Raw genomic sequence first — 13,005 nt, 5'->3', positions numbered from 1 at the left:
GTTACAAGAAATCGGTTCAAACAGACTCAGAGGTAACGCAGCCACCACCGGTTTTTGTGGCTGGTTTTGTAAGCATCGTACCACCGGCAGAGCGGATACATCGCCAGGATGACCAATGCCCAGATCAGGTACACCACGGGCAGACTGAAACCCTCGCCGGGGATGATAAACCGGGTGGCTTTCGGCACGTTCCAGGTATCGGCCCAGGTGTGGCCGCGCCCAAAAAAGACGATCAGGCAAAGCGTATGAATGAGGTACCAATGGACCAGGTAATAGAAAAAAGCCGTCCGGCCAAAGGTGCGCATGATCCGGGTAAACCGGTTGTGGATGGGCTCCATCCCGGCCAGAAAAAGCAGGGCCGGGCCGATGGTCATACCCATATACAGGAGCGAGGGCGGATATTTCTCCACATTGAGGAACGACAGCAACGTCAACAGCGCGCTCGGTTGCAAACGCCAGGGATGCGGGTCGCCATACGCATTGGTAAGCCGCAGGAGGAGAAAAAAAACAATTAGTCCCAGACCGGCGCGGACCAAAACCGCCCGCCGTCGGGCCGGGGAAACCGAAGATTCGAACCAGATGCCGACGCAATACCCCACAATCATCAGCCCCAGCCAGGGCATAAAGGGGTAGTCGTAGATGAGCTGGTGACCGATTGTCAGGGAATACCGAACGGGAAAATGGAGCACGGCCCACCAGAAACCGGGCTGAAAGCCGGGGGCGGACTCTGCAACATCCAGCGCATTATGCCCCAACACCATCGCCAGTCCGAGTGCCAGAATCAACCGGAAAGGCAGGTAAATCAACAGCCCCAGCATGATCATACTGATGCCAATGGCCCAGATCACCTGCAGGATGAAAACACCGTAAAAGGGGTTGAAGGTAATGCCCAGCGTTACAATTGTCACTTCGGCGACAACCAGCCATAGGCCCCGTTTGATCAGAAAGTTGCTCAGCTCTCGTTTGGTTTTCCGCAGGCTTTGTAAATAAATGGAGGTGCCGGATAAAAATATGAATACCGGGGCGCAGAAATGGGTGATCCAGCGGGTTAAAAACAAGGCCGGTGTCGTAGTAGTCAGCTCGAGCGGATTGTCGGTAAACGCCGTGCTGTGAAACAGGTGCCGAACGTGGTCCAGGGCCATGATGACCATGACCAGTCCACGCAGGACATCCATCGATTCGATACGGTGGTGGCTTGGGGTGATCGCCGGAGACGCGGATTTAAGCGGGATATTCATGAGAAGATTCAGGACAGCGGCAGGTTGTAAAACCACACGCCAAAGGCGCGCCAGAATGAAAACCGGTAGAACGTGAGCGTCGATACGTGATACAAAAGAACTACCCCCAACGCGATGGCAAAGACCGTCAGCCGCCGGTTGGTTCGCCAGTCCCAGACCAGCAAAATCAGCAGCAGCAGATCGGCCAGGGCAAACCCCAAAACTGCTGAAATGGGCCTTCCTTCCAGCGTAGGAAGAAATGGAAGAATCGGTTTAAAATGCGCTCCGATAAGCCGGTCGGTAATGGGCGTAAACAGCGGGAATATCGTGCTCACCAGGTAGCGGGCGTGGATGAGCGGTTGGTGCCGGTAATACATCGCCAGACCGTACAATACCGCGAAAGCTATGACCGAGTTTAAGGTCAGGGCCAGGGAAAAATACGTCCGCAAAGCCTCCAGACCCCGCTGATGCATCCGAAAATGAACGATGTTAACCGAAGTAATGATGATTAGTGGCACCAGCAGATACGAAAACTTGCCCACCAGCCGGTGCAGCGCTTTCCGGTTGGTGCGAATCAGGTAAGCCTGCCCGATGAGCATCAGGCACCAGAGCGTCATGCTGATGCCGTGGGTATGAAACCGCACGTTCGGTTGATCCAGAACATGGGAAAAGTATTTGGGCCAGAATGCCCAGATGGCAAACGCGAAAAAAAACGCAAAACCGAAGGTCGCGTTGCGGTACAAAAACCGGTCAAGCTTGATGGTTGCCGGTTTCTTTTCGGACACCCGCCTGGGCGGTTTTGGTCTGATTTTCGGGCGGTTTGGTTGCATGAAAAGGTTGGTTTTATCGGGACAGAGGAATAACCGGTTCAAGCTTGGCAAACTAATCGCCTTCAATTTTTTTCAATAAGGCTGCCGTATCCGTTGCATTGGCACCCGATACCCGGGCTTGCTTAAGTGCTTTCTGGGCGTATTCTCTCGCTTTCGGTTTGTTGCCAAGTTTCAAATAGAGCGCAGCGACCGTGTCATTAAATGAGTAAGTGTCTTTCAGTTCAGTGGCCCGCAAAGACCAGGTCAACGCCTTGAGCAGAAGCGTTTTATCATCGGTCTTTTCGTGGAAAAGCAAGGCCATATTATTCAGAAGAAGCCCATTGTAACACGGATATCGGTTGAAATGCCAAGGGCCGCTTCCAAAAAAGAAGCGGTTTCCTGCTTTCTGATGAACTGATTGATTTGAAAGAGGCTCAGGTATTGTTCGAGCAAATCAGCGGGCAAATAGGCAGCTCCGTAGACCCGGGCTTTATGGAGGTCAAAGTCGCGCATGGAAGGATTATAGGCGTGCATACTTAGACTGGCAAGCGACACCTCATCGATCCGGTTTTTAACTTTTGCTAGGCCAAATGCTTTGCTGAAACTTTTTTCATTTTTCAGAAGAAAGGCGAACGTAGGCTGTTCAATCGATTTTTGCGCACTTAATATGACCTCCATATTGTCTTTGGTTAGCCAGTTTTTCTGGGTCGCCAGATAGGCGACGTGAACTGTGTCCAATAGGTCAGCATCTGCCAGATCTTTTGCCATAAACGTCAACCTTCTGAGTAGTTCGCCGGATCGATCACCGCTCCAAAACCGGGCTTTCAACGGCATAAATTGATGGGTTGGATTGGTAGAGTTTTTACCAAGTTCGACCATTTTCTCAACTGTCATCGTACCCTGGGTGCGGTGCTGCACCTCGCCTTGTCCGTTCACAAAAAGATAGGTCGGATAAGCGAGAATGCGGTATTGATTGGCAACCTGAATACCTTCTCCACGGTCAACGTCAAGCTTGACGTTAAGGTAATTTCCGTTAAAAGCGGCTCCAACTGCCTGGCTGGGATAGACGTTTTCCAGCATATGACGGCAATTGTGACAGGAAGGAGAATATGCGGCTACAAAAATCAGCTTATTTTCCTGCCGGGCTTTTTTTAGTATGACCTCCCAACTGGAATTTTCCGGTTCGAATTGGATTCCCTGTCCGGCAGCCGTGCACACCGCAAGGAGGTTGATAAATAAGACGATATATTTATTCATGGATGGAAACGTAAAAAGTTTAGGGACTGCGCAGGTACACGGATCGGGCTTGCCGATTTCCGGATTGGTTCTTTTCGGCTATTTGAAATCCTTGCAGAGCGGTTTATTGAAGGCTTTTACCACATTCGCTACGCCGGTAGGATCCAAATCTTCCCAACTGAACTCACCCGTTAGCTGTGCTTCGTAGAAGGTGTTTGCGGCATTTTCGACTGTCGATTCGGCGAGTTCCTTTCCCATTTCCCGGGCTTTCCGCTTCAGTTGTTCTTTAATGGTTACACGGGCAATCGTTTTAGTACTGGTTTTCGCTGCGGATTTGGCCACAGCCGAACCACCACCCGTAAATGCAATGCCGACAATATTGCCGACCATTTCCAACGGAGTTACCACTTGATTCAGCGTCGCACTAATGCATTCACCGGATGATTTGGCACAACCTGCGGCACACTTGAATGGGAAAACGGACGGGCATTCGTTGGCCCAGCAGACGGGGCCAACCCCGTGAAAACCGGTTTCGCAGGAAGCATAGCAAAGACCTGCCTGGTTTTCTTTCCCACCGGAACAACTTTGGGGTATTGTTCCGGCACCTCGGCCGTACGATGGTTTTGTGCAGGAAACGCCAATGTCCGTAAAACCGGTCGGACAATTGGGGCTGCACACACAGCAACCAACCGGATAGAAACCGGGTTTGCATTTGGGGTAAATGATCTCGCCTGATTTTTCGCATCCTTGCGGGTTATCTTTCTGACATCGAGCCCTTGCTCCATCCAGACTAAAGGGCGTATCACCAAATTTCCAGGGATAACCCGCCCCCCGTCCGTAAGCCGCGGGTTTGGCACAAAACGCGCCATCGTCGCGAAACCCCGTCGGACAACTTGCCCAGCACACGGGACCTACACCGGCATACCCGGTCTGGCATTTGGGATAACAAAGTCCGGCGTCATACTCCTGACCGGGGCCACATTGGTCGGGAAAGGTTCCGGCCCCCCGGCCGTAGGAGGCCGCCCAACACATATCGGCATCCGGAACAGCCTGGCCCGGAATGGGATTGGAACTGACAGCAGGGGGCCGTACGCCAGTTCGCCCTTCGTTGATCCCGAATCGGAGCCAGTGACGAATGGCTTCCTCGTAGTTGGTTGGGCCAAAGGCGTTCTGGAGATCCGGGTAAATAGATAGGTAATAGGGGGCATTAAACGTTGCAATCGCCTGTCGGCCTTCTTTGATGCCGTACGTCAGCCAGTGTTGCTTTGCCTGTTCAGCATCGGTCTGGAAGGCATTTTTCAAATCCGGGTAGGAATTCAAATAAAAACTGGCATTGAACACCCGTGGATCGTCCAGGTTCTGGCCGTTAACGCGAATCATGATGAAGCAGAATAAGCCATATAAAAGGATCGTTTTCATAGATAGTTATGTGTTTAATAGAGAGGAGTTTGACGTTTGAATCGGACTCTAAACTGAAAATCGTTTCTGCGCTTTTTCTGTAGGTATCGTGCAATTTTCTGGATCAGCATTGCAAAAGGGCAAAAAAGTGAGGCCAATGAGAACGGAGATAGATGATCGGATAATAGGGTAAATCAGTGCGCTGATTGCCGTATTTTTTGCGCTTTATCACCGCTTCAAAGTACCAATCGGTGGGCCGACCTGTTTGACGCCGTGTTCGGCATTGAATTTCACCCGTTCTTCCTCCGTCATGTTTTTAGTGACGCCCTCACTGATTTTCCGGAAGCACTCTTCCATTTTGCCCGCCGGTTGAAAAATCATCAGCAGTTTGGCTTCGCCATCGCCCACTTTGGCAAAACTGTGGGGCACCTTGCGGGGGCCAAAAACACTGTCGCCTGCTTTGGCGTGGTAGATTTTTTCCCCGACTTTGATCGTGAATTCTCCGGACAAGACGTACCACCATTCATCCTGGTCAAAATGAAGGTGATGAGACGGACCGCCTTCTTTCAAACGAGTCGATTCGTAAACGTACAAATCGCCGTTGGTGTCCTGGCGTGAAATCTTGGTGTAAAATGTGTCGCCCTGCAACAGCGAAAGCGGTTTTTCGAACCGGTCTTTGCCGGCTCCCACCATAAAACCGCTGCCATCCCGGTACTTCCGGATCGATCGGGCCAGCAGTTCCAGGGGTGCGGTAACCAACGCGGCTGCTGCCGAACATGTCTTCAGAAACGTCTGTCTTTTCATAATTCAATTTTGGCCGACACCTGAGCCGGATTTTTGATTAGTTCATGATTTCGTTGAGCAGTTGGGACCTTGGATTTCAATCACTTTTCGGCCAGTTGCCCGGACGCCGACAGCGATTTCAGGAAGGCATAGATGGCGTTTATTTCGTTGGTGTGGAGATAGCTTAAATGGTTTTTGGCGATTGCGCTCATGGTTGTCAATTCTTTACGGCCCAGGGCCCCTTCGCCGGTTTTTAGAAAATGGATGAATTGGGCGTTCGAATAAGCCCCGGCAATGCGCATGTTGGGGGCATGGCCCTGACCCTGCAAATTGCCACCGTGACAGGAAGTACAGGCCGTCATGACCAGGTATTTCCCGAAAGCGAGTTGAGTCGTGTCGGACTGAAGCTCCGGGCGAGGGGCCAGGTGATCGATTCGCGCTGCGGTACTCAGGTAGGTGCCCGTGATCAGTTCCCAGCGTCTCAATGGATAAAATCGGGAAGATACGGGCAGATCGGGTGAAGAAGGAATGGGTTTCAGTGTCCGTAAATACGCAATGATGCTGGCAACCGATTTGTCATTGAGATGACAATACATCTGCGAAGGCATCGCAAAAACGGATTCGCCATTTTTCTTGACACCGTGCCGGATGAGTCGTTCCAGTTCCCCGTTTGAATAGGTAGCGACCAGGGCGGTGATATTGGGAGCTACCATGTGAGCCCGGTATGGAACGGGCTGGAATTTACCTTCGAAGTTTTCACCATGACAGGAACGGCAATGTTCGATTCGAATCAGCCGGGCTCCTTCCCGAATCGCCCCGGTATCGCAAGGAATTGTGAGGGATGTTAGCGGGACATCATAGGTTTTATGGATGAGGAGTGCCGACCAGCCGTAAACAATTGCAAAGGCAAGGATGATAAACGCCAGGACGCCCACCAGGAGCCATTTCAGGTAAGCTGTTTTCTTCATTTTATGCGTATAAATAACCGTATATCATTGATAATAAGTATACTATGGATTGAGTGTCTCGCCGGGTTTCCGTACTGGACATTTGTACAACGGGGTGGTATTCCGTTGTACAAATGGCATCATTAACCGACGCTTGTTCAGGTTCTCAGGTCCAGCAACGGAGTGCCACTCCGTTGTACATTTTATGTCCTGTGCTGAGTCGCCGGAAATTGCGATGAGCGGTTTTTATAAAATGGGTATACGAAAGTTTATTTATGCGGCAAGCGGGCGTTTCATTTGCCTGGATCTTCATTTTGATACCCGGTGGCTGATTACGGGTTCAAATACGGGAATACTACCGACTTTCATCCGCACGCATCGTGCAAATGGCTGGACTACGATTGCATCAGCCCAAAAACCGGCATCAACCGGCGGGATCGAATGGGGAAAGGAGTTAGTGACGAACGGAACTGGGCGCTTTTCCGAATTCTTCATGGAAGACCCGCGAGAAATAGTTCGGGTCGGAAAAACCGACCGTGTAGGCGATTTCCGAGATGTTCAGCTCGGTTGACTGTAAGAGTTGCAGTGCTTTCTGCAAGCGCATTTTGCGGATGAAAAGCGTGGGATTTTCGCCGGTCAGGGCTTTTAACTTCCTGAAAACCTGCGTGTGACTCAGGTTTACGGCCTGGCACAGGTGCAGAATTCCGAGCTCAGGGTCGTCCAGCCGGGCTTCGATCGCTTCGCGTATTTTTTGGAGAAAGATACTGTCGAGGGGGCGAACGGCAGCATTGGCCGCGGGTGGCAATGTCCCCAGAATACCGCTTTTCGAATAATGCTTTTGAAGAACCTTCCGTAATCCGATGAGTTTTTCCATCAGCACGAACAGCTCGGCCTTGTCGAACGGTTTGGGCAGATAGGCATCGGCCCCCAGCCGAAGCCCCGCAACTTTGTCTTCCTGGGTGGCTTTGGCCGTCAACAAAATCAGGGGGATGTGGCTGCTGCGTTCGTCATTTTTCAGCGTTTGGCAGACTTCATAGCCGTCGGCCTCGGGCATCATGACATCGCTGATGATGAGGTCGGGAACGGTTTCGAACGCCCGGATGATGCCCGCTTTCCCATCCCGTGCGGTTTCAATCTGGTACGTCGTTCGCAGCAGACCCGTGATGTAGGCAATCACATCGGCGTTGTCTTCAATCAGGAGCAGGAGCGGTTTTTCAGAATCGGTAACCTCTGACGTCAAATCGGCCTCAGCGGCTGGTGCATCGGTTGAAAATTCCGGGGTTTGGGTACGCGAAACCGGATGAAGGGAAGCTTGTTGGATAGGCTCCCGTCGAACCGGTAGCCGCACGGTGATCACCGTACCTTTACCCACCGAGCTTTCCACCGCAATTTGTCCGTCCATCAATTCGACCAGTTCTTTGGTGAGCGCCAGGCCAATGCCGGTTCCATCGCCTTTCCGGCTATTTAGGTGGTCGGCCTGGTAGAAACGGTCGAATATATACGAAAGCTCTTCGGGGGCTATGCCCATGCCCGTGTCCTGCACTTTCATTTGTAAAAACCGCCGGGTATTTTCTTCTTTTTCAACGACGTGCAAAACCACTTTGCCACTTTCACCGGTAAATTTGAGGGCGTTGGAAAGCAGATTATACACGATGATCTGCCATTTTTCTTCGTCGAAATCCATGACGAGTTCCGGCGTTTCCGGATAAAAAAGGAGCCGAATCTGCTTTTCCTGAGCCAGGGAATAAAAGGATTCGGTGAGGTAATGCAGGTAGCCAATAATATCCGCCTGTACCAGCTGAATTTGCATCGAGCCCGCGTCGAGTTTGGCCAGATCGAGCAGCTGGTTGATGAGCCGAAGCAAATTTTTGCTGTTTCGCCGGATCAGGTTCACGGCTTTGATGACCGGACTTGAGGGATCATGGACCGATTCGCCAATTTCCGACGCCATGCCCATGATCACCGTCAACGGGGTTCGAAATTCGTGGGTAATGTTGGTGTAAAACCGGGTTTTAAACGTATCCAATTGCTGTAGTTTTTCGGTCTGCTCCCGAATCTGGTTCGTTTGCCGATTCACTTCTTTCACCAGCAGGAGCTGGTTTTTCTGCAAATCCCGGGTTCGCCAGCCGAACCAGAACCGGATAAGGAGTATCATACCCAGAAAACACCCCGCCAGAAACCAGAATTGCAGGTAAAAAGGACGAACCACCGTTAGTTTGATGGTCAGGTCGTTGCGGCCCCAAAGTCCGTTGGCTTCCTGGCCTTTGATGTTCAAAACGTGTGAACCGTAGGGCAGGCGGTTCACACGCAGGCGGGGTTCATTCTGGTACGTCCAGTCGGCATCAACGCCGTCTATTTTGTACGCATATTGAATTTTACCGCTTTGATTGAAGGTCAACAGCGCAAATTCAAGATTAAAAAATCGGTCGTCTGGTTGAAGAATGATTTCATGACTGGCCAGCAGCTCGGCGGTTTTATCGACTAATTGATTGCTGTTGCCGTCAAATTGTTGAAAACCGGTAATCACCAGGGGGGCGCGGCCGGTTTCCTTTTGTTCGTAAAAGTCATTGGGCTGGAAAGCAGTAACGCCATTGAGACTTCCGAAAAACAAGGTGCTGTCGGTACTTCGGTAATGCGACGTCAGGCTGAATTCGGCGTCGGTGATGCCATCTTCCGGCAGAAAGACCCGGCGCACATTCCCACGCATCTTATCGAACTGAATAATTCCGTAGTCACTGGGTAGCCACAGATGATGGTGGGCATCTTCGTAAACAGCGTAGATCGTGTTGTTGGGCAGTCCGGCTTTGCGGGAGAATTGGCGGGTTTTGCCGGTTTTCGAATTCCAGCTGATCAGTCCGCCCCCGTTGGTGGCAAGCCAGAAAATACCGTCTGAGTCTTCGTAAAAATGAGTAAAGTTGTCAAAAGGTAAGTATGAATTACCTTGCCCACCCGACCAATGGCGCTCCAGAATGCCTTTCTGGAAGTTCAGACGGTAAAAACCAGTGCTGGCACAGAGCCAGATGCGGCCCTCGCGATCCGGTTGGATAAAGGGAATTCCGGCCGTTTGCAATTCCTTAAACCGGTTGTACTGAGCAAAGGGGAGAACCTGCTGCCTTCCCAGCTCAGCTACGTACAAACCGTCGCGGTACGTACCGATCCACAGCCGATTCTGACGATCCGGCAACACCATCCAGGGCATGAAGATCGGTCCTTTGAACAACTGACGCATGCGGCCGGGTTTGAGCAGTAGCTGGTTGAGACTTCCGGTTTCACCAGCAAAAACCCGGCCCGCCCCGTCAGAAGTCAGGGCGTACCAAAAGAGAGGAGGGGCGGATGGATTCTGCTGAACCGTTCCCGGAAACGCCTGAAATTGGCTGGTTGTCCGGTCTCCGGTAAAAACCGCCTGCGTGGTGCTGACCAGCATTTGTTGATCGTTTACCAAAATGCCCCGGCAAATATTTTTCAGTCCCTTTTCGTCGGGATTGTGGAGAAACCGCTGAAACCGATTCTCCTGAACGCGGAGCAACATCAGACCTAAGTCCGTACCCAGCCAGATCGTGCCGGACCGATCAATCAGAAATGAACGTGCCCTTCCCTCAACCCCGGAGTAAAACTGGTTGAAATTAAAGAGCAGTCGTTGCCTAGCCTGATCAAAAATGCGATAATCAGAAAACCGCAGTTGTGGATCCGATAACACGGCGTAGGTCGTTAAATAATAACCGTAATCATAGCCGGGTAACAACGCGCTTGACGGGATGAATTCGGTTTTGTTCGAGGGGTCAATCCGAAGGCAAACGGATTTCCATTTGTCCCGGTTGGTTACATTATAATGATTCACAGCCCCTTCGGCGGATCGGCCCGGTCGGACATACATAATTTCACCGGCTTTGTTATCAATGAGTTGCAATAGCTTGCCGTTCCGGTCAACTTCCACAATGGCCTTGTGTTCGAATTTACCGATGGTTCCCCAAACCGTTTTCTGAGCAGAAACGAAGTCGAGGGTAAACGTAGGCAAGGAGTTACTCATCACCGCCCTCAGGGAGACGGCGCGAAAACCGCGTTTCGGATGGAATGTGATAAAACCATTCGTTTGAGCCCAATAGAGGGTAGAGTCCCGGGTCAATATCGGAAAGCCGGTTTTGTCCTGAAAACCACCCGGAATGAGGGTTCCATACTGTTCTGCGAACGAAACTACTTTATTGCTGCGGGGATCGATCAGGTCGATGCTCCGGGCGGGTTCCGCATGAAAAACCCAGATAAAACCGTACGCATCTTCAAACAGGTGTTCAATCTGGTCGGACTGCAATCCATTCTCGCGCCCCCAGGTCCGGAAACTGTAGCCGTCGAAGCGGTTCAGACCCAGAGGAGTGCCCGCCCAAATATAGCCTTGCCGATCTTCCAGCAGGGCGTTGACCTGCCGGTGCGATAACCCATCCTTAATACCGTAGAGTCGGGTTTCGGGAATATAGGTCTGCGCAGTTACCGAAAAATAAAGAAAGAAGAGAGATAAGATTTGAACGAATGCAGTTGCCCCTTTCCATTGAAAGGCAGGAAGAGTCGGGAGGCTAAAAAGAGGGAAGTGAGGAGTCTGCACGGATATTGGCTACAAGTTCAAAAAACTGACACCAGGTGAAATAGCTTCCAACCACACCGCCAACAATTTTGCTAATATATAAAAAGTTAGAATAACTCACTGTCTATGAATAAAGTAGCATACCCGACGTAACAACTCCGGCGATTCATTGAAAAAAAAGGTGGCCCTGTGCTACTGGTTGCACACGACCACCTTTTAAACGTCAACAATCACGTATTGCGGGTTTAATTACCAGCCCGGATTCTGGGTGAGTTTCGGGTTCATTTCGATTTCCGTCTGCGGAATGGGCCAAACCGTGATGTTGTCTTTCCAGGTGTAGGGAATGGTGATGCTGCCCCAGATCTGGTTCACCCCACTTCCCGGCGTAAACACCTTTTCTTTCAGCGTTCCCCAGCGAAGTTCGTCGAAGTAGTTAATGCCTTCATTGACAAATTCAACCCGGCGTTCGTTGCGGATTCGTTCGCGCAAATCGGCCTGGCCCGCTACTGTTGTGGCGGTTGAGGAGTTCAGCAAACCAACTCCGGCTCTGGCCCGGACTTCATTTACCAATGCCACGGCTTCGGCGGTTTTGTTCTGCTCGTTCAATGCTTCGGCCCACATCAACAGCACGTCGGCGTAGCGGATGAGCGGAAAGTCGATCGGCCCGAACTGGCGGTTGAGCAGCTCGGTCGAACCTTCGTAAACGAATTTGCGGTGGAGGTAAAAGAACTGGCTCCGCGAATCGGTGAACAGATCCAGAACCGGTGGCGTTTCACTGCGCGACGGCCAGCGGTTGGTGTAAATCTGGTCGGCCCCGTTCTGCGGGCGCCCCAAATACGTTGCGTACGGTACAATCACGTTGCTGACCAAACGAGGGTCGCGGTTCTGGTAAGCTTTCGCGATCCGCTCTTCGTTGCCGTTTGGCAAATACAGTGACATATCCAAGCCCTTGTTCGTACCGGTCGTGATTTCGGCAGCAGTCAGCCCATTGCGGTAAAAGAACACTTCGCGTTTATCGACGGGCATGCTGTTATACCCCGGAATAATCGAGTTCCAGTCGAATTTGCTACCGTCTTTGTTTTCGTATAGATCCACCACGGAGGTCGAAACGTAGTAATTGTTCCAGCATGAACCAAACGACGAACGGGTGCCGCAGTACCACTGTGTCGTGGAACCGTAGGTGTCGACGCCGGTATTTTGCAGCGAGAAAATCATCTCGTCGCTCTGTTCGTTCACCTCCTTGAAAAGCTTGCTGTAGTCGGCAAAAAGCTTATAGCCGGCTTCTTTCACTTTGGCAAAATCCGCAGCGGCTTCGGCGTATTTTTTCTGGTAGAGATACGCTTTACCCCGTAAAGCATAAGCCGCTCCTTTCGTAACATGCCCATAATTAGCCGCTTTGGCGACGTATTTGTCGGGCAGGTTCTTTTCATTGATGGCATCAGTCAAATCCTGGATCACCTGCGCCCAAACTTTCTCTTCCGTTTCCCGGGGACGGTTCATCTCAGGGACAGTAACCGGCTCGAGGTAAATCGGGACGCCTTTGAAAAGCTGGTTCAGCCGGAGGTAAAAATAAGCCCGCAGAAATTTACACTCCGCAATTAACCGGGCCTTCTTCTCGGCCGCCGAGGGCGATTTTGCCGCGATGTTGGTGATGGCATCGTTGGCCCGGTGGACGCCTTCGTAGAGTTCTTTCCAGGTGTTCAAAAACCGGGCGCTGGACGTGGTGGATGTGGCGTTGATCATGTCGTTGCCACCCCGGCTCGAGGAGCTAAATCCCATGCCGTCCATCTGATACAATTCCCGGTCGGAAGCACCGCCGGTAGCAATTCCCAGCCGCAGGGCATTGTAAACGCCAGCAACCCCGAGATCGGTCAGGTTATCGCTTACCCACATGTTGGCCGAGCTGATTGAACCGTAGGGTGCTGTATCCAGCAGATTATTTTCGCAACTGCCCAGGCTTAGCAGCACCATCAGGCCCAGGCCCGCTTTGTTGATGCGCGTTATTCCATTATTCTTTATCAATCGAAGGAAGTTCATAGTCT

At 51.5% G+C, this 13,005-nt stretch carries 9 protein-coding genes; all 9 read right to left on the bottom strand.

Going from position 1 to position 13,005, the window contains the following annotated elements:
* Nucleotides 1–26: 26 nt before the first annotated feature.
* The 9 genes from EHT25_RS05935 to EHT25_RS05895 all read right to left on the bottom strand — a co-directional run bounded on the left by EHT25_RS05935 (nt 27) and on the right by EHT25_RS05895 (nt 13,000).
* The gene (locus EHT25_RS05935; protein WP_124872049.1) at nt 27–1,238 is read right to left on the bottom strand and encodes an acetyltransferase domain-containing protein; all 1,212 of its coding nucleotides are present in this window, start codon (nt 1,236–1,238) and stop codon (nt 27–29) included.
* A gap of 8 nt (nt 1,239–1,246) precedes the next feature.
* Nucleotides 1,247–2,047, bottom strand: coding sequence for a hypothetical protein (locus EHT25_RS05930; protein WP_124872045.1), 801 nt, complete (start codon nt 2,045–2,047; stop codon nt 1,247–1,249).
* Between the two features lie 52 nt (nt 2,048–2,099).
* Nucleotides 2,100–2,348: a hypothetical protein gene (locus EHT25_RS05925; protein ID WP_124872041.1), complete on the bottom strand. Its 249-nt coding sequence runs from the start codon at nt 2,346–2,348 to the stop codon at nt 2,100–2,102.
* Nucleotides 2,349–2,353: 5 nt separating this feature from the next.
* On the bottom strand, nt 2,354–3,283 hold the full coding sequence (locus EHT25_RS05920) for a thioredoxin family protein (protein WP_124872038.1): 930 nt from the start codon (nt 3,281–3,283) through the stop codon (nt 2,354–2,356).
* 78 nt (nt 3,284–3,361) lie between these two features.
* A complete protein-coding gene (locus EHT25_RS05915; RefSeq protein WP_124872034.1) occupies nt 3,362–4,681 on the bottom strand; it encodes a hypothetical protein in 1,320 nt (439 codons plus the stop codon).
* 207 nt (nt 4,682–4,888) lie between these two features.
* Nucleotides 4,889–5,464 carry a cupin domain-containing protein gene (locus EHT25_RS05910; protein WP_124872031.1) on the bottom strand — a complete coding sequence of 192 codons (576 nt, stop codon included), beginning with the start codon at nt 5,462–5,464 and terminating at the stop codon, nt 4,889–4,891.
* Between the two features lie 80 nt (nt 5,465–5,544).
* Nucleotides 5,545–6,411, bottom strand: coding sequence for a c-type cytochrome (locus tag EHT25_RS05905; protein ID WP_124872028.1), 867 nt, complete (start codon nt 6,409–6,411; stop codon nt 5,545–5,547).
* Between the two features lie 433 nt (nt 6,412–6,844).
* Nucleotides 6,845–10,984, bottom strand: a complete 4,140-nt coding sequence (locus tag EHT25_RS05900; protein ID WP_124872024.1) for a hybrid sensor histidine kinase/response regulator transcription factor — start codon at nt 10,982–10,984, stop codon at nt 6,845–6,847.
* Nucleotides 10,985–11,212: 228 nt separating this feature from the next.
* Nucleotides 11,213–13,000 carry a RagB/SusD family nutrient uptake outer membrane protein gene (locus EHT25_RS05895; protein WP_124872022.1) on the bottom strand — a complete coding sequence of 596 codons (1,788 nt, stop codon included), beginning with the start codon at nt 12,998–13,000 and terminating at the stop codon, nt 11,213–11,215.
* Nucleotides 13,001–13,005: the final 5 nt, after the last annotated feature.

The sequence above is a fragment of the Larkinella rosea genome (genome assembly GCF_003858635.1).
In the GTDB taxonomy this organism is placed as follows: domain Bacteria; phylum Bacteroidota; class Bacteroidia; order Cytophagales; family Spirosomataceae; genus Larkinella; species Larkinella rosea.
This window is presented reverse-complemented; position numbering and strand designations above follow the sequence as displayed.